This is a genomic window from Streptomyces fuscichromogenes (genome assembly GCF_014645815.1).
In the GTDB taxonomy this organism is placed as follows: domain Bacteria; phylum Actinomycetota; class Actinomycetes; order Streptomycetales; family Streptomycetaceae; genus Streptomyces; species Streptomyces fuscichromogenes.
In genome coordinates this window covers 267,073-286,745 of sequence record NZ_BMML01000013.1, presented here as the reverse complement: position 1 = coordinate 286,745, position 19,673 = coordinate 267,073, and the positions used below count along the sequence as shown (strand labels likewise).

The window sequence follows — 19,673 nt, the reverse complement described above, 5'->3', positions numbered from 1 at the left end:
CGTGGGGGACCGTTGTGTGGCGGCTGCGGGTGGTTCGTGGCTGGTCGCGCAGTTCCCCGCGCCCCGTTGGGGCGCGCTACAGGGCCGTGAGTTTTCTCGGTTCCGAGGTCTGACGGGGGAGCAGGGTCGGGTCCAGGGCCAGGACCGCCGCCACCGGGTGTTCTTCGTCCAGGTCGATGACCGGTGTCGGCGGGATCACCCGGGTGAGGAGGACCACGCCCCAGGACGCCAGGCCCGCGCCGGTCAGGGCGAGGAGGATGCCCCACACGCCGCCTTGCAGGCCCTGGCCTAGGAGGGTCAGGCCGATGATCGCGGCAGCCATCGGGTTGGAGAGGGTGACCACCGCCAGGGGGGCGCCCAGGCCGCCCCGGTAGGCCGTCTGGGAGAGCAGCAGGCCGCCGACGGCGAACGCGGCCACCAGCAGGGCCACCACGATCACCTTGGCGCTGAGCACCGGACCCGAGTGGTCCGTCGCCGCCACCGTCACCGTCTGGGTGAGCGCCGAGGCGACTCCCGAGGCGAAGCCGGACGCGGTCGCGTGCCGCAGCCCGGGGCGGGTACCGGGGCGGGACAGGACGCCGATCAGGGCAGCCGTCGTACCGGCCACCGTCACGGCCTCGGTGAGGCTCAGCGCCTGGTGGGGTGCGGGGCCGGAGGCCGTGACCAGGAGGGCGCCGAGGCCGAGCAGGGTCAGGGCGGTGCCCCGCCACTCCGTCGCGGTGACCCGGCGGCCGGCCACCCGGGCGCCCATCGGCACGGCAGCGACCAGGGTGAGCGCGCCCAGCGGCTGGACGAGGGTGAGCGGGCCGTACTTCAGGGCGACGACGTGCAGCAGGGCGGCGCCTGCGTTCAGGCCCACGGCCGCCCACCAGGAGCCCGAGCCGAGCAGGCGCAGCAGGCCCGCGCCGGAGTTCTTGGAGGCGAGGCGCTCCTGGGCCACGGCGGCGGCCGCGTATGCGACGGCCGAGACCAGGGAGAGGACGACGGCGATCAGGGCCGCGGCGCTCATCGGCCCGCCCCCACCAGTGCGGGCTCCTCGGCGACGAGGTGCCGGGTGCCGCGCCCGGCCGTGGTGGCCGTGCGGTGCGGCGGGTGGATGAGGGCCAGGGCGGCGCCGAGCATCGCGGTGGCGGCGATCGCGTCCAGCCAGTAGTGGTTGGCGGTGCCGATGATCACGAGGAGGGTGATGGCGGGGTGCAGCAGCCATAGCCAGCGCCACCGGGAGCGGGTGGCGACGATCAGGCCGATCGCGACCATCAGGGCCCAGCCGAAGTGCAGCGAGGGCATCGCCGCGAACTGGTTGGAGAGGTGGTCGCGGGCGGGCGGGCCGTAGACGGAGGGGCCGTAGATCCGGGCGGTGTCGATCAGGCCGGAGGCGGCCAGCATCCGGGGCGGTGCCAGCGGGAACGTGAAGGGGAGCACCAGGGCGGCCGCGGTGACCGCGGCGAGGACCCGGCGGGCCCAGACGTAGTGCGCGGGCCGCTTCAGGTAGAGCCAGACCAGGAAGGCGAGCGTGGCCGGGAAATGAACGGTGGCGTAGTAGGTGTTGGCCAGGTGGACGAGGGTGTCGCCGTGCAGCAGCGCGGACTGCACGTCGACCTCCGAGGGCAGGTGCAGCGTCCGTTCCAGGTCCCAGATCCGGTGGGCGTTGTGCAGGGCCTCGGCGGTGTGGCCGGTGGCCAGTTGCCGCCCGAATTTGTAGACGAGGAAGAGCCCTGCGACGAGCAGGAGCTCACGGACGAGCGGCGGCCGGGCTATCGCGCCCGGCTCCGCTGAAGCAGGCTCGGACTGGGATCTCATCCCAGGCCCCCTCACTGACGGTGGTGCTGTGCCGAGTCCCGGGCGGTGGCCCGAACTCTTCGATACGAAAGCGTACCGATACGCCACTGTACCGATACGGTCGAGTACCGGTACAGTGGCGTATCGATAGACGTAGGCCACACTGGTTGTAGGTTTCCGCGCCGGCCGAACGGCGGGCGGGGCGGAAGTGATCCGCACGTGATGCGCGAGTGAGGAGAAGAGCACATGACGTCGCAGGCCGCGGACGGACCGGAGACGGTCGCAGCCACGCGCCGCTCCAAGATCACGCCGGAGCGTGAGCGGGAGTTCTTCGACGCCGTGCTCGAACAGATCCGCGAGTGCGGGTATGACTCCGTCTCCATGGAGGGGATCGCCGCCAGCACCCGGTGCAGCAAGTCCACCCTCTATCGGCAGTGGAAGACGAAACCCCAGTTCGTCGCGGCCGCGCTGCGGGCCAACCGCGAGGTGCGCTTCGTCGGCGTCGACACCGGTTCGCTCGCCGAGGACCTGCGTGAGGTCGCGCGGGCCGCGGGCGGCTGGTCCCGCAAGGACACCAAGCTGCTCCAGGCGCTGGGGCACGCGATGCACTCGGACGAGGAACTGGCGCAGGCGCTGCGCGAGGCGCTCGTGGAACCCGAGATCGCCGCGCTCCAGGAGATCCTGGACCGCGGTGTCGCGCGCGGCGAGGTGCCCGAGGGCCATCCCGCGCTGGACTACGTGCCCGCCATGATGTTCGGCGTGCTGCGGGTACGGCCCGTGCTCACCGGCGAGTACGCCGACGCCGACTATCTCGTCCGCTTCGTGGAGGCCGTCGCGCTGCCCGCACTCGGACTGACCTAGGACCCAGGCCGCCGTCCACGGGATGACTGGACGGCGACCTGCTCGCGCCGCACCGTGGGGACGGGGGCGGCGCGCACCCCCCGGCCGGGTGGGGCGCCCCTTTGAGCGGAGGGGCGCTTCACCCGGCCGACTGTTTTCCGGGACCGGTGCAGGTCAGACGTTCGAACCGCTGCCGCTGCCCGAGGACACCTTGATGCCGCTGGTGATCGTGTCGATGACCGACTCCTTCTGGCCGACGTCGACACCGAACCTGACCACCACGATCTGCGCGGAGTTCGAGGGCGACGGGAAGGCCAGCGACTCGACGTAGCCGTCGGCGCCCTTGCTGGTGATCGCCTTCCAGCGGACCATGTACCCCTTCTGCCCGGCCACCGTGACCGCCTTGGAGGCCAGCACCTGGTGCGAGGTGATCGAGCCGTAGGTCTTGCCGCCGTACGACTCCTCGGCGTTGGCCGAGATGTCCGCCTTGGCGACCTCCTCGGCCGTGTCCCCCTTGGTGCCCAGCACCACCGCGGGCTCCGAGTAGGCGCCGCCGGCGGTGCAGCTCTTCGAGGTGTCGCCGGGGCACTTGTAGGAGTCGTCGGAGGTGACCTGGGCGCCGTAGGTGAACGCCTGCCCGGTCCAGCCCTCCGGCACCGGGATGCTGATGGCGTTGATCGAGTCCGACACCGTGCCGCCGCCCTTGACCTTCGGCGCCTCGGACTGGCCCGGCGACGGCGACGCGCCCCCGTCGGTGCCGCCGGAGCCGGAGCCGCCGAACGGCAGGCCCTGGCCGCCGCTCTGGCCGCCGCTCTGCCCTTCGGGGCCGCCCTGCCCGAACCCGCCCTGGCCGCCCGAGCCCTGCTGCGAGGCCTGCTGGCCGCCGCTGTCGCCGCCGCTGCCGGTGAGCGCCCACGCGCCCACCCCGATGGCGGCGAGGACCGCCACGGCGATACCGACGGCAACGCCGGTACGCAGCCCGCGCCTACCGGTGGCCGGCGGCGCCGGGTACCCCGGATAACCCGGGTACGCGGGGTAGGCCCCGTCGGCCGGGTACGCGGGGTAGGCCCCGTCGGCCGGGTACGTCGGGTAGGCCCCTTCGGCGGGCGGGGCGCCGCCGGCCGGCGGCTGCGGCGGGGGACCCCAGTCGGCGGCCGACCCGGCGGGCCGGGTCTGCTCCGTCCAGGCCTTGCCGTCCCACCAGCGTTCGGTGGCCGGACCGTCACTTGTCTGCCCGGGATCGGGATACCACCCGGGAGGAGTCACCTGCGTCATGCCCCCACCGTATGAGGCATCGGTGAAAGTCGGATGAGAGGATCCGGCAATGTTCGGATGAACCGCTCCGACGCGAGCGGGACGCGGGCACCTCGTGGCCGTCCTCTCGCCGCCGTGTCCTCGCCGCCGTCCCGGTTCACTCGATCCGTAGCCGTACCGGCGGCCCCGGTGCCGGTGGTGGCAGGCGCAGGCCGTCGCGTCCCGGGGTCAGGGAGCCGAGGATGCTCGGGTGGCGGGCGCCGGTGGCGGTCGGGGCCGTGGCCGGGAGGCCGTGGGCGGTGAGGAAGCCGAGGACCGCGAAGGCGTACGCCTCCTTCGCCGCCGCGGGCAGCCCGACCTCGTCGGAGACGCGCACCGGGAGCTCCGGGAGCAGGTCGCCGAGCATCCGCATCAGCACCGGGTTGCGGGTGCCGCCGCCCGACGCGATCACCTCCGTCGCCGCCACGCCCCGCACCGCGTCCGCCACCGTCCGCGCCGTCAGCCGGGTGAGGGTCGCCAGCGCGTCCTCGGCCGACAGGTCCGCGGGCGCCCGCCAGTACCCGGCGTGGAACAGCTCCTTGCCGGTCGTCTTCGGCGCGGGCAGCGCGTAGTACGGCTCCGCCAGCAGCTCGTCGAGAAGCGCTCCGTGCGGGCGGCCGCGCGCCGCCAGCGCCCCGTCCACGTCGTACGCCAGCCGGCCGCCGGTGAACTCCCGGACCGCCGCGTCCAGCAACGCGCACCCGGGCCCGGTGTCGAAGGCCGTGCCGTCCGGCGCGGTGAGGTTGGCGATCCCGCCGAGGTTCAGCGCCACCGGCGTCCCCGGCCGCCCGCGCAGCCACAGCAGGTCGACCAGGCTCACCAGCGGAGCCCCCTGGCCCCCGGCCGCCACGTCCCTCGGCCGCAGGTCGGCCACCACCGGCAGCCCCGTCGCCTCCGCGATCCACGCCGGCTGCCCGAGCTGCAGGGTGCCGTGCACCCGGCCGCCGTCCACCCAGTGATAGACCGTCTGCCCGTGCGAGACCACCAACTCGGCCCGCCCACCGCACAGTTCACGGTCGGCCCGGACCGCGGCCGCTGCGAACGCCTGCCCGATCCGGGTGTCCAGCAGACACACCCGTGCCAGCGGCACCGCGGCCGGCGGCAGCGCTCCCGCGAGCGCCTCCCGAAGCTCCTCGTCGTACGGCGTGCTCACCATCCCCAGCGGCTTCAGCAGCAGCGTGCCGTCCAGCAGCAGCCGCAGCTCGGCCGCCGCCGCGTCCACCGCGTCGTACGACGTCCCGGACATCAGGCCGATCACCAGCAAAGTCCCCACCCGCCTTTCAGTCCGCCTTCGTCTTCGGCGGCCCGAGCAGCGCGAGCACGCTGACCGCGCAGGTCGCCGCCGCGTAGTAGCCGGGAACGTCGAGATTCCCGGTGCGCCGCACCGCCTCCGTGATGATGAGGCCCGCACAGCCCGAGAACACGGCATTGGACAGGGCGTAGGCGAGTCCGAGGCCCGTGCAGCGGGCCCGCGCCGGGAACATCTCGGCCAGCATCGCGGGCCCCGGCCCGGCCATCAGCCCCACCACCGCACCCGCACCGCACAGCGCCGCCCCCTTCACGAAGGCCGGGGCTCCCGGGTCCTGGAGGAGGCCGAGCAGGGGCAGCGCCAGCAGCACCACCAGCCCGGCGCCCGCCAGCATCACCGGCCGCCGCCCCACCCGGTCGCTGAGCAGCCCGGCCGGCAGGATCGCAGCCGCGAACCCCAGGTTCGCCACCACGGTGGCCAGCAGCGCCGCACGGAAGCCGGTGTGCAGGGCGGCCTGGAGGTACGACGGCAGCACCACCAGGAAGGTGTAACCGGCCGCGGACCAGCCCATCACCCGGGCGGCGGCCAGCGCGACCGCCCGGACCGGCACCCGCACGGCGGGCCCGGCCGGCTCCACGTCAGCGCGCACGGCCGGCTCCCGGAACTCCGGGGTCTCGTCCAGCCCGATCCGCAGCCACAGGGCCAGCGCACCCAGCGGCAACGCCAGCAGGAACGGCAACCGCCATCCCCAGGAGCCGAACTGGTCCGCCGTCAGGAGCACGGACAGCCCCACCGCCACCCCGGCCCCGCCCAGCAGCCCCAGCGCCACCGTGAACGACTGCCACGCCCCGTACAGCCCCCGCCGGCCCGGCGGCGCGAACTCCGTCAGCATCGCCACCGCGCCCCCGAACTCCCCGCCCGCGGACAGCCCCTGAACGACCCTCAGAAAGGTCAGGAGCCAGGGCGCGAGCGCACCCGCCTGCGCATACGTCGGCAACACTCCGATCAGCGCCGTCGCGCCCGTCATCAGGGACACCACCGCGATCAGCACCGGCCGTCGGCCGAGCCGGTCCGCCAGCCGTCCGAACAGGGCCGCGCCCAGCGGACGGAAGAAGAACGCCAGCCCGAACGAGGCGTAGGTGCGCACCAGCCCCTCGGCCGCGCTCCCGCCCGCCGGGGTGAAGAACCGCTCGGCGACGACGGTCGCGACATAGCCGTAGACACCGAACTCGTACCACTCGATGAAGTTCCCCACCGAGCCCGCTGCCAGCGCCCGCAGGGGCCGGTTCCGCTCCCGTACTGCCCGATCTTCGAAAGTAAGCTTCATGTTCCTGCCCGTTGACGGTCCGTTCGCTGCTCATCGGCAGGTCGGGGCCGTTCCGCGTCGCCCGGACGCACCCGCTTTCACCCGTCACGGCAACAGCTGCCCGGACCCGCCTCCGGACAGCCAACCTGACGGCTACGCTCGTGGTCTGTACGTCGTTCGGGCGACTTGGGGAGGTAGCGGGATGACGGAGGAGCAGCTCCCGGGAGGCGCCTCGGCTCCCCTCTGGGAGCGCGAGGAGGAGATCGCCGCCGTCACCGAGGCGCTCGACCTCCTGTGCGCCGACCGTTCCACCGCCGGGAACCTGCTGGTGCTGCGCGGCGAGGCCGGGCTCGGCAAGACCGCGCTGCTGGCCGAGACCCGCCGTATCGCCGAACGCCGGGGCTGCACCGTCTGGTCCACCCGAGGCGTCGAGACCCTGCGCAGCGTGCCCTTCCACGTGGTGCGCCAGCTGTTACAGCCCGCCCTGGTCTCCCTGCTGCCCGAGGAGGCCCGGGAGTACCTCGGCGACTGGTACGACATCGCCGGCCCCGCCCTCGGCATAACGGACCCCGGCGACCGCCAGGCCGACCCGCAGGGCGTCTGCGACGGCCTGGTCGCCGCCGTCCGCCGGCTCGCCAAACGCGACTGGCCGCTGGTCCTGCTGGTCGACGACGCGCACTGGGCCGACCAGGAGACCCTGGCCTGGCTCGCCGCCTTCGTCGAACGCCTCGACGACCTGTCCGTCCTGGTCCTGGTGGCCCGCCGCCCCGGCGAGGCCAGCGGCGACAGCGCCCGCTACCTCGACGCCGTGGCCACCGCGGCCGGCCGGCCCGTCCGCACCATCAGCGCCCTCACCCCGGACGCCACCGCCGGTCTCACCCGCGCCACCCTCGGCGAGCACGCCGACGCCCCGTTCTGCCGCGAGGTCTGGGCCGTCACCGGCGGCAACCCCTACGAAACCGTCGAACTTCTCGCCAAGGTCCAGGACAGCGAGGTCGAACCCGTCGAGTCCCGGGCCGGTGAACTGCGCGCCCTCAACCGGTCGGCCAGGGGCGGCGGACTCGTCACCCGCCTCGAAGGCCTCGGCGTGGATGCCACCCGGTTCGCCTGGGCCGCCGCCATCCTCGGCACCGGCATCTCCGTCGGCCTCGTCGCCCAGCTCGCCAGCATGGCCCTGGACGACGCCGGACGCTGCGCCGAACTGCTGCGCAACGCGCGTATCCTCACCGAGCCCGACCCGGCGGGCTCCCGGTCCCACGCCGGTGACCTGGAGTTCGTCCACCCGCTGATCGCCACCGCCGTCTACCACTCCATCCCGCCCGCGATATGCACCGCCATGCACGGCATCGCCGCCCAGATCGTCATCGACGACGGCCGTGGCATCGCCGAGGCCTCCCGCCATCTGCTGAAGGTGCACCCGGACGACGACGAGGAACTCGTCGAACAGCTGCGCGACGCGGCCAAGGAACACCTGGCCGTCGGCGCCCCGGACGCGGCCCGCCGCTGCCTCGAACGCGCCCTCCTCGAACCGCCCCTTCCCGAGGTGCACGCGCACGTGCTCTACGAACTGGGCTGCGCCACCCTCCTCACCAAGCCCGCCGTCACCATCGGCCACCTCCGCAGCGCCCTCGGCATGACCGGCCTCGCCGGTCCCGAACGCGTCGACGCCGTCTTCCGGCTCTCCCAGGCACTCATCCACAACGACCAGCTGGAGGAAGCCGTCCGCACGGTCGAGGCGGAGGCCGCCCGGCACGAGGACGGACCCCCGAAACTCCGCCTCCAGGCCGTCCAGTTCATGTGGGAGGGCATCGCAGGCGAGGCCGTCTCGCCACGCCGCTCCGAGCGGCTCGCCGACCTCGCCGCCACCTGCACCGGCCGTGACAACTCCGAGCGCGCCCTGCTGATGCTGCGCGGCTTCGACCTCCTCATCCAGGGCGAGAGCGCCGAGGAGGTCGTCGAACTGTGCGACCGCGCCCTCGTCAACGGCCGGCTCGCGCCCGGTCTCGGCTGGACGGACACCGAGTGGGGCATCGAACTCCTGCTGATGCTCGCCAACTCCTACGTCTACACCGACCGCCTCGACCGCGCGGAGAGCCTCTACAACGAGGCCCTGCGCGCCTACGAGTCCTCCGGCTGGAGCGGCGGCCACCTCGCCCTCGCCCATGCCTACGTCGGCCTCGGCCACCGACGGCGCGGCCGGCTGCGGGACGCGGAGATCTCCCTGCGGGAGTCCCTGCGCATCGCCGAGCGGGTCGGCCGCCGGCTGCCCCTGTACTGGACCGCCACCTGCAACCTCATCGACACGCTGCTCGCCCGCGGTCATGTCCAGCAGGCCTGGGAGACCGCCGAACAGTACGGCTTCGCGCCGCCGTACCCCTCCACCATCGTCATGCCGGACCCGCGGTCGGTGCGCGGCCGGCTGCTGCTCGCCGTCGGCCGCACGAAGGAGGCGGTGAACGAGCTGGAGGCCGCGGAGAAGGCGGCCGCCGCCCGCGGCCACTTCAACCCCGTCGTCGTGCCCTGGGCGCTCGACCTCGCCCGCGCCCTCGCGAACGAGGACCCGGCGCGGGCGGCCCGACTGGCGAGCGACGCGCGGCGGCAGGCCGAGCGGTTCGGCACGGACACCGCGATCGGCGAGGCGCTGCGGTGCGCTGCCGCGCTGGAGACCGGGCAGCGGCAGGTGCGGCTCGCCTCGCAGGCGGTGGCGTATCTGGAGGCCTCGCCGTGTCAGTACGAGCATGCGGCGGCCCGGGTGGAGTACGGGATCGCCGCGCGGTCGGTGGCCGAGTTGAATAGGGGGCTGGGGCTGGCTCGGTCGTGTGGCGCCGATGGGCTGGTTGCTCAGGCTCGCGAGGTGCTGGACACGGGAAGGGGGCTGCGGTGACGGGTGCGTCGCGGGGTGCGGGTCGGGTGCGGTTGCTCGCGCCCACGCGGCGCCAGCCGCACATCGATGCAGCCCCGCGCCTCTTTGGGGCGCGTTACAGCGCGAGGAGTTGATCGGTTACCGCTGAGAGGCGTTTCTGTACCTCTCGGTCGTATGTCGCCTCGTGCGCTCGCGCCCTGTTCGTGCCGTCGAAGTAGCCGCCCGTTCCCAAGTCCCGTGTCGCCAGGGCCAGTACGCCAGGAGCTCCGTCCGCCACCGTGCTCCAGGGCGCTACTCCGCCCTCCCTCACCATCGCCGTGTCCATGAAGGTGGCGGGGTGCAGGACATTCACCGCGACGCCCGTGCCCGCCAACTCCTCGGCCAGGGCGAAGGTATGGGCCGCAAGGGCGAACTTCGCCCGGCAGTAGGCCGCGAAGCCCTGGTAGCCGCGGGTGAATTCGGGGTCGGCGAAGTCGAGGGGCTCCTGGCCCGCCGAGCCGACGTTCACGATCCGGGCGGTGGTGTTCGCGCGCAGCGCCGGGAGGAGTGCGCGGGCCAGGACCACCGGGGCCAGGTAGTTGACGGCCAGACGCAACTCGTGGCCGTCGGCGCTCAGTTCACGGGCCGAGCCGGGGGCGCCGGCGCCGATGCCCGCGTTGTTGATCAGGACGTCCAGGCCGGGATGCGCCTCGGCGACCCGCGCGCCCAGCTCGCGGACCCGGGCCAGCGAGGCCAGGTCCGCGACGAACGCCTCGGCGTCGCCCTCGGTGCGCAGCTCCTCGACCAGCCGCTCGGTACGGCCCGGATCGCGGCCGTGGGCGAGGACGAGGTGGCCCGAGCGGACCAGTTCGAAGGCGACGTACCGGCCGAGCCCGGAGGTGGCACCCGTGATCAAGATGGTCGACATGCCCCCACCGTAGGCACAGCGCCCCCTTCTGTGCCTGTCCCCGGCAGGGTCACCCTTCCTCTTCCGCCAGCACCCGCTGCGCCGTCGCGAACGCCGAGTTGGCCGCCGGGACCCCGCAGTACACGGCGGTCTGGAGCAGCACCGCGCCGATCTCCTCCGGCGTCAGCCCGTTGCGCCGGGCCGCCCGCACATGCATGGCCAGCTCGTCGTAGTGGCCGTGGGCGACCAGCGCGGTCAGGGTGATCATGCTGCGTTCGCGGCGGGAGAGGGTGGGGTCGGTCCAGATCTCGCCCCAGGCGTAGCGCGAGATGAAGTCCTGGAAACGGGCCGTGAAGGGCGTCTGCCGGGCCTGGGCGCCGTCGACGTGCGCGTCGCCGAGGACCTCGCGGCGTACCGCCATGCCGCGCCTGGCACCGCCGTCCAGGTGGGCGCGGAGCGCGGTGAGGACGGCCTCGGGGCACTGCGCGGGCGCCAGATGCGCGGCGCCCGGCAGCTCGACCAGTGTCGACGCCGGCACCGCGTCCGCGATCTCCCGCAGATGCGGCGGCGGGGTCGCGGGGTCCTGCCGGCCGGCGATCAGGAGGGTGCGGACGCCGATCTCGCCGAGCCGGTCCCGCAGATCGAAGGCGGCCAGCGCGTCGCAGCAGGCGGCGTACGCCTCCGGGTCGGCCGCCCGCTGGTCCTCGACCAGCCGCGGCACGGTGAAACCCGGGCTGAACCAGCGGGAGTCGGCGTTCTGCGCCAGCCACTCCACGCCCTCCCGGCGCACCCGTGCGGCCCGTTCCGTCCAGGGCCCGGACCCGCCGAAGTGGGCCGAGGAGCAGATCACCGCGAGGTTCTCCAGCCGGTCCGGGTGGTGGACGGCCAGCTGCAGCCCCACGGCACCGCCCAGTGACACCCCCGCGTACGCGAACCGCTCGACGCCGAGCGAGTCGGCGAGCGCGAGCACCAGATCGGCGAGGTCGCCGACGGTCGCCCCCGCCTTGACCAGGTCGGGCGCCGAACCGCCGTGCCCCGGCAGGTCCCAGCGCACCACCCGGTGCACGGTGGACAGTTCGGGCGCCACGGCGTCCCAGAGCGCGTACGAGGTGCCGAGCGACGGCCCGAGGAGCAACGGGGGAGCCGAAGCGGGGCCCTCGACGCGGTGGTTCAGGAGGTTCTCGGTCAACGTCGCTCCAGAGCACGGTCGGTGAGCACACCGGCGGAGCCGGTGTAACGGGCGGGATCGGTCAGGCTGTCGAGCTCGACATCCGTCAGGTCGACTTCCCCGGCAAGGAGTTCACGCAGTGTTCGGTGCTCGCTGTGGGTGCGGCGGGCCAGCTCGGTGAGCAGTTCCCTGGCACGGGCCCGGCCGAGCACGGGCGCCAGCTCGGCGGAGAGCCGTTCCGAGACGATCAGGCCGTTGGTGAGGTCGAGGTTGCGGCGCATCGCCTCCGGGTGCACCCGCAGCCCCGCCGCCAGCTCCGCCGCGTCCCGGGCCGCACCTCCCACGGTCCGCAGCAGGTCCCGCAACGGCTCCCACTCGGCGTGCCAGGCACCGGCCGGCCGTTCGTCCGCCGCGGCCATCGAGCCGTACAGGACGGCCGCGAGCTGCGGGGCCCGCCGGGCGGCCGCCGCGATCAGCGTCGAACGCACGGGGTTGGCCTTGTGCGGCATCGCCGAGGAACCGCCCCCGCCGCCCTCGGAGACCTCACCGATCTCGGTACGGGACAAGGTCAGCACATCCGCGGCGGTCTTGCCCAGCGCCCCGGCCGTGAAGGCGAGGCACCCGGCGAGATCGGCGATCGGCGTCCGCAGCGTGTGCCAGGGCAACAGGGGTGCGGCCAGGCCGAGTTCCCGGGCGTACGCGGTCGGCAGCTGGTCGGCGTGCGCCGCGCCGTACACCCCGAAGGCGGCCAGCGTGCCTGCCGCGCCGCCGAGTTGGGCGGGCAGCGCCTCCCGGACTGGGGTCACGCGGTCCCGGGCATCGAGGACCAGCGAGCGCCAGCCGGCCGCTTTGAGCCCGAAGGTCGTCGGTACGGCGTGCTGGGTGAGCGTGCGGCCCGGCATCGGCGTGTCCCGGTGCTCGGCGGCCAGCCGGGCCAGGGCCTCCTCGGTGCGGCCGAGGTCGGCGAGCACCAGGTCCAGGGTGCGGGCGGCGACCAGCATCATCGCCGTGTCCATGATGTCCTGGCTGGTCGCACCCCGGTGCACGTACGGCCCGTACTCGGCGCCGACGGCCTTCGTCAGATCGGCGACCAGCGGGATGACCGGGTTGCCGCCGCCGCGGGCCCGCTCCGCGAGGGCACCGACGTCGAAACGGCCGGGGTCGGCCGCCCCGGTCACCGCCGTCGCGGCCTCGGCCGGGGCCAGCCCCAGGGCGGCCTGGGCACGGGTGAGGGCCGCCTCCGCGTCCAGCAGCGCCCGCAGACAGGCGCCGTCGCTCGTCGCGGCCGCTGCGGGGGAACCGGACCACCCGGGACCGAGCAGCCCGCCGTCACCGCCGCCGTATCCTGCTGAACTCACCTGAACTCCAGGAAGACCGTCTCGCCCTCGCCCTGAAGGCGGATGTCGAAACGGTAGGTCCCGCGGCCCTCGTCGGTGGCGATCAGCGTGTCGCGCCGTTCGCCCACCCGGGTGAGCAGCGGGTCGGCGGCGAGCGCCGCGTCGTCGCCCGGCAGGTAGATCCGGGTGAACAGGTGCACCAGCAGCCCGCGGGCGAACACGCACACACTGAGATACGGCGCGCTGCCGCCACGGGCACCCGGCCGCAGCGTCCGCGCGTACCAGTGCCCGTTGCTGTCCGTCTGGATCCGGCCCCAGCCGGTGAACTCCACGCCGTTGCGGCCGAGGTAGTCACCGGTGGCCGGGTCACGGCGGATCGAACCGTCGGTCGTGGACACGTTCCCGTCGGGGTCGGCGCCCCACAGTTCCACGAACGCGTCGGGCAGCGGGTCGCCCGCGCCGTCGAGGATGTACCCGTGGACGGTGACCGTGTCCGGGTGTCCGAGCGGCGCGATGTCCTCACCACCGCGGAACGGCAGCGCGTAGCCGTAGAAGGGGCCGACCGTGTGCGACGGGGTGGGCAGCACGTTCTCCGGGCCGCTCGTGTCGATCTTCGTCATGTCGGGTCAGCGTCCTTCTTCGATCCAGGTGGCGTTCGGGCCGTCCAGCACGATGTCCCAGTGGTAGCCCATCGAGAACTCGGGCACGGACAGAGCGTGGTCGTACGTCGCGACCAGCCGCTGCCGGGCCGCGTCGTCCGTCACCGACTGGATGATCGGGTCGTACGCGAACAGCGGGTCGCTCGGGAAGTACATCTGCGTCACCAGCCGCTGCGTGAACGCCGAGCCGAACATCGAGAAGTGGATGTGCGCCGGACGCCAGGCGTTGAGGTGGTTGCGCCAGGGGTAGGGGCCCGGCTGGATGGTGGTGAAGTGGTAGCCGCCGTCGGCGTCCGTGATCGTACGGCCGACCCCGGTGAAGTGGGGATCCAGCGGGGCGTCGTGCTGCTCGCGCTGGTGCGCGTAGCGGCCCGCCGAGTTGGCCTGCCAGACCTCGATCAGCTGCCCCCGGACCGGCCGTCCCTCCCGGTCGAGCAGCCGCCCGGACACGGTGATCCGCTCACCGATGGGCTCCCCGTTGTGCTGCCGGGTCAGGTCATTGTCTATCCCGGTGATGTCCCGCTCCCCGAACGCGGGGGAGTGCAGCTCCACCAGCTCCGGGTCCTTGGCCGTGTCGATGGCCACCAGCGCCTGCTTCGGATGCCGGAGCAGGGAGGACCGATAGGGGGCGTAGTCCCGGCGAGGGTGATGTTCGACGGGAGCGCCTTCGGCGACGCGCTTCTCATAGGCGGCGCGTTCACCGGCGATCTCAATATCGATGTCAGCCTGGGTGAGAGTCATGCGAAGTCCTAGCGACAGGCGCCCCCTCAGGGGCGCGGGGAACTGCGCGACCAGCCACAGCGCACCCGCAGGTGCCCAACGGCCTATCGCTCGAGAACGAGGGCGAGTCCTTGGCCGACGCCGATGCAGAGGGTGGCCACGCCGACACCGGAGCCGTGTCGGGCGAGTTGGTGTGCGACGGTCCCGGCGAGCCGGGCGCCGGAGGCTCCCAGCGGATGGCCCAACGCGATGGCTCCGCCGTGTGGGTTGAGGATGGCGGGGTCGAAGTCGGGCCATTCGGCGACGCATCCGAGTACCTGGGCGGCGAACGCCTCGTTCAGCTCCAGCACCGACAGGCCGTCGAAGGTCTTGCCGGCTTTGGCGAGGGCGCGGTTGACGGCCTCGACGGGTGCGAGTCCGAAGTAGTCGGGGTCCAGTGCGTGGACTCCGGTGGCGGAGACGCGGGCCAGCGGTTCGCGTCCGAGGGTCCTGAGGCCTTCTTCGTCGGTCAGGAGCAGGGCTGCCGCGCCGTCGTTGAGGGGGGAGGCGTTGCCCGCGGTCACGGTGCCGTCGGCCTCGGTTCGGAAGGACGGTTTGAGTCTGGCCATCGCGGTCAGGGAGGCGTCGGCTCGTACGCATTCGTCCGTGGTGAAGGGGACGGGGTCGCCCTTGCGCTGCGGGACGGGCACGGGCGCCAGTTCGGCGTCGAACAGGCCCCGCTGCTGAGCCTGGAAGGCTTTGCGGTGGGAGGAGAGGGCGTAGGCGTCCTGCTGTTCGCGGCTGATCTTGTGCTTGTCCGCGATGCGTTCGGCGGATTCTCCGAGGGGGATGGTCCACTGGGGGTTCATTCTCGGGTTGACCATGCGCCAGCCGAGTGTGGTCGAGTGCAGCTGGGTGTTCCCGGCGGGGAAGGGCCGGTCGTTCTTGGGCAGGACGTAGGGTGCCCGGGTCATCGACTCCACACCGCCCGCCACGGCGATGTGCGCGTCTCCGAGGGCGATGGCGCGGGCGGCCTGGATGACGGCTTCCAGGCCGGAGGCGCACAGCCGGTTGACGGTGACGCCCGGTACGGAGGTGGGCAGGCCGGCCAGGAGGGCGGCCATCCGGCCGACGTTGCGGTTCTCCTCGCCGGCGCCGTTGGCGTTGCCGAAGTACACGTCCTCGATCCGGGTCGGGTCCAGTTCGGGGGTGCGGGCGAGGAGTTCGCGGATGGTGTGGGCGGCCAGGTCGTCGGGGCGGATGCCGGCGAGGCCGCCGTTGTAGCGGCCGATCGGGGTGCGGACCGCGTCGAGGATGTACACCGTGTTCACAGCGGACCCTCCAGGACACTCAGCTTCGCGTCGGTCTTCGCCACGATCTCCTCCACCCCGACCCCGGGCGCGGTCTCGATCAGGACGAGTCCTTCGCCGGTCACGTCGATCACGCCGAGGTCGGTGATGATCCGGTCCACGCAGGCCTTCCCGGTCAGTGGCAGCACGCACTGTTCGAGGATCTTGGGGGAGCCGTCCTTCGCGGTGTGTGTCATGACGACGATCACCTTGCGGGCGCCGTGGACCAGGTCCATGGCCCCGCCGATCCCGGTGACGAGTTTGCCCGGGACGGCCCAGTTGGCCAGGTCGCCGTGGGCGGAGACCTGCATCGCGCCGAGGACGGCGACGTCGATGTGTCCGCCGCGGATCATGGCGAAGGACAGGGCCGAGTCGAAGAACGAGGCCCCGGGCAGGACGGTGACGGTCTCCTTCCCGGCGTTGATCAGGTCCGGGTCGACGGCGTCCTCGGCGGGGTAGGGGCCGGTGCCCAGGATGCCGTTCTCCGATTCCAGGACCACCTCCACCCCCTCCGGGAGATGGTTCGGGATCAGTGTGGGCAGTCCGATGCCGAGGTTGACGTACTGGCCGTCCTTCAGTTCGCGGGCCGCCCGCGCGGCCATCTCCTGGCGTGTCCAGGCCATCAGCTGCTCACCGTCCGCTGCTCGATCCTCTTGTCCCCGGCCTGTTCCGGGGTCAGTGCGACCACCCGCTGGACGAAGATGCCGGGCAGGTGGACGGTGTCCGGGTCGATCTCGCCGGGTTCCACCAGTTCCTCCACCTCCGCGATGGTGACCCTGCCGGCCATCGCGGCAAGGGGGTTGAAGTTGCGGGTGGACTTGTTGAAGACCAGGTTCCCGTGCCGGTCGCCCTTCGCCGCCCGTACCAGCGCGAAGTCGGTGCGGATCCCGTGCTCCAGGACGTACTGGGTGCCCTCGAACTCCCGTACCTCCTTCGCGGGCGAGGCCACGGCGACCCCGCCCGCACCGTCGTAACGCCACGGCAGACCGCCCTCGGCGACCTGCGTGCCCACCCCCGCCGGGGTGTAGAACGCGGGGATCCCCGCACCACCGGCCCGCAACCGCTCCGCCAGCGTGCCCTGCGGAATCAGCTCCAGCTCCAGCTCACCGGCCAGATACTGCCGCGCGAACTCCTTGTTCCCCCCGATGTAGGAACCCGTCACCCGGGAGATCCGCCCGGCCGCGAGCAGCACCGCAAGACCCGTCTCCATCGCCCCGCAGTTGTTCGAGACCACCCACAGACCCCCCACCCCCCGCTCGAACAGAGCCCCGATCAACACACCCGGGACACCCGACAGCCCGAACCCACCCACCGCCAACGACGCACCCTCCGGCACATCAGCCACCGCCTCCCCGGCCGTGGCGACCACCTTGTCCATCCGTGCAGCCTCTCTCAGCGAATTAATCAGGGCACTGAGTATTTCAGCGAGATGTCTGCCACGCTCCCACTGCCGTCGCCACCCGTCAAGGCCTGGGAAGATGATGGACGAGCGCAGGGACAAGGAGGATGACTGCGAGTATCGTTCAGTGCACCAATGAATTCGGACCATGGGAGCGCATATGGCCGCGGTGGACCTCACCACCCACCCCGGGCACCTGGCCCGGCGGCTTCAGCAGGCCCACTACCTGCTGTGGAACACGATGGTCTCGGAGGAGATCACCTCGCCGCAGTTCGCCGTGCTGAACGCGCTCGTCGCCGAGCCGGGCCTGGACCAGCGGACCGTGGGGGAGCGGGTGGGCCTGGACCGCTCGACCATCGCCGAGGTCATCAGCAGGCTGGGCCGGCGGGGGCTGCTGGACAAGGTGCGCGACCCGCAGGACGGCCGCCGCTTCCTGCTGCGGCTCACCGACGACGGGCTGCGCACCCACCGCAAGCTCGCCGTGCGCACCGCCCGGATGAACCAGGTCTTCCTCGCCCCGCTCTCGGCCGAGGAACAGGGTCAGTTCTTTGATCTGATCCGCCGGGTCTCGGACGCGGCGGAGGACCTGCGCAACCCTGCCGAGCCGACTCCGCCGCAGGGTCAGGCCTTGGCGAACACCACCCACACCTGACCGTCGGCGAAGTCCAGCGGGCCGCCGTCCGGGCCCGTGAACGTCGTCCCGTCGCTGGCCTCCGGGCGTGACCAGGTGGCTTCGTACGACCGCCCGTCCCGCAGCACCTCCGCCTTACCCGTTCCGACCGTCTCGGTGAACGGAGTGTTGTTGCCGAGCACGTCGTGATACGCCGACTTCGTCACCCGCACGTACTGCACCACGACCGTCGCCGGGGCCAGCCGGTTGCCCGCCGTCGTCCTCGCCGGTGTGCCGTCCATCGACACCAGCCAGCGTTTCCGGGCGGCGGACCAGGTGAAGGAGAAGCGGGCCGCCGGATACCGCACGGTGCGCGCGGCGGTGGCCGTGCCGCCGGCCGGGGCCGGGCCGTAGCGGAAGCCGGTGGTGAGCGCCGCCCTGCCGGGGGCCCTGTCCAGCAGCTCGGCCGGGCGCAGGTACAGGTTGTGCGGGGCCGGTCTGCCGGTGCCCCGGTAGTAGGCGCGGGACGCCTCCTCGGGCGACTCCGGCCGCAGCGGGGCCTTGTCGATCAGGGGGAGCAGTCTCTTCTGGGCGCCGGAGAAGGCGAGCGTCGGCCGGTCGAACTGGCGTAGCAGTTCCAGGTCGGACTCGCGGGCGCTGCGCACCGGGCCGATGACTTCAGGGAGCTCGGTGGCGTACACCGCCATCAGCCGGCTGAGGCCGCCCTCGACCTGCTCCGCGTACACCACGTCCGCCGCGTCCAGCCCGGTCTGGGGGCGGGCCGCGGCCACGTTGTCGATCTTCACGGCCAGTACGGGCCCGGTGGCGGTGTGCGGTGCGCTCGGTGTCGGGGTGCCCTCCTGCGGTGCGCGGCCGTCGTCCGGCGGGCCGTGCCGTGTGCAGCCCGTCGTGAGAGCGGCCGTCATCGCGGCCGCCGCCAGTCCTGCCGTCAGCACCGCCCGGCGCGTCGGCGCCCCGTGTCCTGTGCCCACCGCTGCCACCCCGTCCGTCCCGCCCCGTACGCCCCGTGCCCCGTCCTGATTGTGTACTCATCAGGTCATCGGAGGCCATACCTGGTCGAACCAGATCGGGAGGCGGTCAGGACGTCCCCAGGATCTCCGCGAGGTCGTAGCGCACCGGCTCCTCCAGCTGGGCGTAGGTGCAGCTGTCCGGCGTGCGGTCCGGGCGCCAGCGGCGGAAGCGGGCCGTGTGCCGGAAACGCGCCCCGTTCTCCATGTGGTCGTACGCCACCTCGGCCACCCGCTCCGGCCGCAGCGGCACCCAGGACAGGTCCTTCTTGCCCGACCAGCGGCTCGGCGCGCCGGGCAGCCGGGCCGACTCATGGGCGGCCTCCTCCGTCCAGGCCGCCCACGGATGCCCGGACGCGTCGGCCATGCGCAGCGGCTCCAGTTCCTCGATCAGCTCGGCCCGCCGCTTCATCGGGAACGCGGCCGACACCCCCACGTGCTGCAGGGCGCCCCGGTCGTCGTAGAGGCCCAGCAGCAGCGAACCCACCACCGGGCCGCTCTTGTGCAGGCGGTACCCGGCCACCACGACGTCGGCCGTCCGCTCGTGCTTGACCTTGAACATGGCACGCTCGTCCTGCCGGTAGCGCAGGGTGAGCGGCTTCGCGATGACCCCGTCGAGGCCGGCCCCCTCGTACTGCTCGAACCACTGCCGGGCCACCTCGACATCGGTCGTGGCCGGGGCCAGATGCACCGGCGGGGTGACACCGTCCAGCGCCCTCGTGAGCAGGGCGCGGCGGTCGGTGAGCGGGACGTCGAGCAGCGACTCGTCCGCCAGCGCCAGCAGGTCGAAGGCGACGAAGGACGCGGGCGTCCGCTCCGCCAGCGTGCGCACCCGGGAGTCCGCCGGGTGGATCCGCTCGGTCAGCGCGTCGAAGTCCAGCCGGCCCTCCCGGGCGATGACGATCTCCCCGTCCAGCACGCACCGCTCGGGCACCCGCTCCTGCAGCGCCGCCACCAGCTCGGGGAAGTACCTGGTCAACGGCTTCCCGGTACGACTGCCGAGCTCGACCTCGGGGCCGTCCCGGAACACGATCGCCCGGAAACCGTCCCACTTCGCCTCGTACTGCATGTCCGGCGGGATCGCCGCCACCGACTTGGCGAGCATCGGCTTCACGGGCGGCATCACCGGCAGATCCATGCCACGACTGTACGAGCGGTCCCCGGCACGCGCTCGTCACGCGGTTCCCGCCACGGGCCGGCGGCCCGCC

18 protein-coding genes are annotated in these 19,673 nt (G+C 72.8%); 3 read left to right on the top strand and 15 right to left on the bottom strand.

What is annotated here, in order from left to right:
* Positions 1-76: 76 nt before the first annotated feature.
* Both IEZ11_RS27915 and IEZ11_RS27910 read right to left on the bottom strand, forming a co-directional pair.
* Entirely contained in the window at positions 77-1,009 is a 933-nt protein-coding gene (locus IEZ11_RS27915) for a DMT family protein (protein WP_189265643.1), read from the bottom strand.
* Entirely contained in the window at positions 1,006-1,800 is a 795-nt protein-coding gene (locus IEZ11_RS27910) for a phosphatase PAP2 family protein (RefSeq protein WP_189265642.1), read from the bottom strand. The genes IEZ11_RS27915 and IEZ11_RS27910 overlap by 4 nt, the downstream gene beginning before the upstream one ends.
* A 225-nt stretch (positions 1,801-2,025) precedes the next feature.
* Between IEZ11_RS27910 and IEZ11_RS27905 the strand changes: the two genes are divergently transcribed.
* Entirely contained in the window at positions 2,026-2,640 is a 615-nt protein-coding gene (locus IEZ11_RS27905; protein ID WP_189265641.1) for a TetR/AcrR family transcriptional regulator, read from the top strand.
* A gap of 153 nt (positions 2,641-2,793) precedes the next feature.
* Here the strand turns inward: IEZ11_RS27905 and IEZ11_RS27900 are convergent, their stop codons facing one another.
* From IEZ11_RS27900 to IEZ11_RS27890, 3 genes are all read right to left on the bottom strand, one after another.
* Positions 2,794-3,894: a DUF2510 domain-containing protein gene (locus tag IEZ11_RS27900; RefSeq protein ID WP_189265640.1), complete on the bottom strand. Its 1,101-nt coding sequence runs from the start codon at positions 3,892-3,894 to the stop codon at positions 2,794-2,796.
* A gap of 136 nt (positions 3,895-4,030) precedes the next feature.
* Positions 4,031-5,176 (bottom strand): anhydro-N-acetylmuramic acid kinase, encoded by a 1,146-nt coding sequence (locus IEZ11_RS27895; protein WP_189265663.1) that lies wholly within the window; start codon positions 5,174-5,176, stop codon positions 4,031-4,033.
* Positions 5,177-5,192: 16 nt separating this feature from the next.
* Positions 5,193-6,488 carry an MFS transporter gene (locus tag IEZ11_RS27890; protein WP_189265639.1) on the bottom strand — a complete coding sequence of 432 codons (1,296 nt, stop codon included), beginning with the start codon at positions 6,486-6,488 and terminating at the stop codon, positions 5,193-5,195.
* Between the two features lie 181 nt (positions 6,489-6,669).
* Between IEZ11_RS27890 and IEZ11_RS27885 the strand changes: the two genes are divergently transcribed.
* Complete coding sequence (locus IEZ11_RS27885; RefSeq protein ID WP_189265638.1) at positions 6,670-9,351, top strand: ATP-binding protein; 2,682 nt, start codon at positions 6,670-6,672, stop codon at positions 9,349-9,351.
* 94 nt (positions 9,352-9,445) lie between these two features.
* Here the strand turns inward: IEZ11_RS27885 and IEZ11_RS27880 are convergent, their stop codons facing one another.
* The 8 genes from IEZ11_RS27880 to IEZ11_RS27845 all read right to left on the bottom strand — a co-directional run bounded on the left by IEZ11_RS27880 (position 9,446) and on the right by IEZ11_RS27845 (position 16,806).
* On the bottom strand, positions 9,446-10,237 hold the full coding sequence (locus IEZ11_RS27880) for an SDR family NAD(P)-dependent oxidoreductase (protein ID WP_189265637.1): 792 nt from the start codon (positions 10,235-10,237) through the stop codon (positions 9,446-9,448).
* 49 nt (positions 10,238-10,286) lie between these two features.
* Complete coding sequence (gene pcaDC / locus IEZ11_RS27875) at positions 10,287-11,405, bottom strand: bifunctional 3-oxoadipate enol-lactonase/4-carboxymuconolactone decarboxylase PcaDC (protein WP_189265636.1); 1,119 nt, start codon at positions 11,403-11,405, stop codon at positions 10,287-10,289.
* Positions 11,402-12,742 carry a 3-carboxy-cis,cis-muconate cycloisomerase gene (gene pcaB, locus IEZ11_RS27870; RefSeq protein ID WP_189265635.1) on the bottom strand — a complete coding sequence of 447 codons (1,341 nt, stop codon included), beginning with the start codon at positions 12,740-12,742 and terminating at the stop codon, positions 11,402-11,404. The genes pcaDC and pcaB overlap by 4 nt, the downstream gene beginning before the upstream one ends.
* On the bottom strand, positions 12,739-13,341 hold the full coding sequence (gene pcaG, locus IEZ11_RS27865; RefSeq protein WP_189265634.1) for a protocatechuate 3,4-dioxygenase subunit alpha: 603 nt from the start codon (positions 13,339-13,341) through the stop codon (positions 12,739-12,741). Before pcaG ends, pcaB begins: the two co-directional genes overlap by 4 nt.
* Positions 13,342-13,347: 6 nt before the next feature.
* A complete protein-coding gene (gene pcaH / locus IEZ11_RS27860; protein ID WP_189265633.1) occupies positions 13,348-14,121 on the bottom strand; it encodes a protocatechuate 3,4-dioxygenase subunit beta in 774 nt (257 codons plus the stop codon).
* A gap of 83 nt (positions 14,122-14,204) precedes the next feature.
* Complete coding sequence (locus IEZ11_RS27855; protein ID WP_189265632.1) at positions 14,205-15,410, bottom strand: thiolase family protein; 1,206 nt, start codon at positions 15,408-15,410, stop codon at positions 14,205-14,207.
* On the bottom strand, positions 15,407-16,051 hold the full coding sequence (locus IEZ11_RS27850) for a CoA transferase subunit B (RefSeq protein WP_189265631.1): 645 nt from the start codon (positions 16,049-16,051) through the stop codon (positions 15,407-15,409). The genes IEZ11_RS27855 and IEZ11_RS27850 overlap by 4 nt, the downstream gene beginning before the upstream one ends.
* Entirely contained in the window at positions 16,051-16,806 is a 756-nt protein-coding gene (locus tag IEZ11_RS27845; RefSeq protein ID WP_189265630.1) for a CoA transferase subunit A, read from the bottom strand. Before IEZ11_RS27845 ends, IEZ11_RS27850 begins: the two co-directional genes overlap by 1 nt.
* Positions 16,807-16,987: 181 nt before the next feature.
* On the opposite strand from IEZ11_RS27845, the gene IEZ11_RS27840 reads away from it, so the two are divergent.
* Positions 16,988-17,479, top strand: a complete 492-nt coding sequence (locus IEZ11_RS27840; RefSeq protein WP_189265662.1) for a MarR family winged helix-turn-helix transcriptional regulator — start codon at positions 16,988-16,990, stop codon at positions 17,477-17,479.
* On the opposite strand, the gene IEZ11_RS27835 is transcribed toward IEZ11_RS27840, so the two are convergent.
* Entirely contained in the window at positions 17,449-18,438 is a 990-nt protein-coding gene (locus IEZ11_RS27835; RefSeq protein WP_444544938.1) for a DUF3048 domain-containing protein, read from the bottom strand. The genes IEZ11_RS27840 and IEZ11_RS27835 overlap by 31 nt on opposite strands.
* Positions 18,439-18,535: 97 nt before the next feature.
* Positions 18,536-19,603, bottom strand: a complete 1,068-nt coding sequence (locus IEZ11_RS27830; RefSeq protein ID WP_189265629.1) for an ATP-dependent DNA ligase — start codon at positions 19,601-19,603, stop codon at positions 18,536-18,538.
* Between the last annotated feature and the right edge of the window lie 70 nt (positions 19,604-19,673).

Bases quoted from the DNA above. Each gene is read 5' to 3' on its own strand.
- IEZ11_RS27915 (WP_189265643.1), bottom strand. From the start codon at position 1,009: ATGAGCGCCGCGGCCCTGATCGCCGTCGTCCTCTCCCTGGTCTCGGCC.
- IEZ11_RS27910 (WP_189265642.1), bottom strand. From the start codon at position 1,800: ATGAGATCCCAGTCCGAGCCTGCTTCAGCGGAGCCGGGCGCGATAGCC.
- IEZ11_RS27905 (WP_189265641.1), top strand. From the start codon at position 2,026: ATGACGTCGCAGGCCGCGGACGGACCGGAGACGGTCGCAGCCACGCGC.
- IEZ11_RS27900 (WP_189265640.1), bottom strand. From the start codon at position 3,894: ATGACGCAGGTGACTCCTCCCGGGTGGTATCCCGATCCCGGGCAGACA.
- IEZ11_RS27890 (WP_189265639.1), bottom strand. From the start codon at position 6,488: ATGAAGCTTACTTTCGAAGATCGGGCAGTACGGGAGCGGAACCGGCCC.
- IEZ11_RS27885 (WP_189265638.1), top strand. From the start codon at position 6,670: ATGACGGAGGAGCAGCTCCCGGGAGGCGCCTCGGCTCCCCTCTGGGAG.
- IEZ11_RS27880 (WP_189265637.1), bottom strand. From the start codon at position 10,237: ATGTCGACCATCTTGATCACGGGTGCCACCTCCGGGCTCGGCCGGTAC.
- pcaG (WP_189265634.1), bottom strand. From the start codon at position 13,341: ATGACGAAGATCGACACGAGCGGCCCGGAGAACGTGCTGCCCACCCCG.
- pcaH (WP_189265633.1), bottom strand. From the start codon at position 14,121: ATGACTCTCACCCAGGCTGACATCGATATTGAGATCGCCGGTGAACGC.
- IEZ11_RS27850 (WP_189265631.1), bottom strand. From the start codon at position 16,051: ATGGCCTGGACACGCCAGGAGATGGCCGCGCGGGCGGCCCGCGAACTG.
- IEZ11_RS27845 (WP_189265630.1), bottom strand. From the start codon at position 16,806: ATGGACAAGGTGGTCGCCACGGCCGGGGAGGCGGTGGCTGATGTGCCG.
- IEZ11_RS27840 (WP_189265662.1), top strand. From the start codon at position 16,988: ATGGCCGCGGTGGACCTCACCACCCACCCCGGGCACCTGGCCCGGCGG.
- IEZ11_RS27830 (WP_189265629.1), bottom strand. From the start codon at position 19,603: ATGGATCTGCCGGTGATGCCGCCCGTGAAGCCGATGCTCGCCAAGTCG.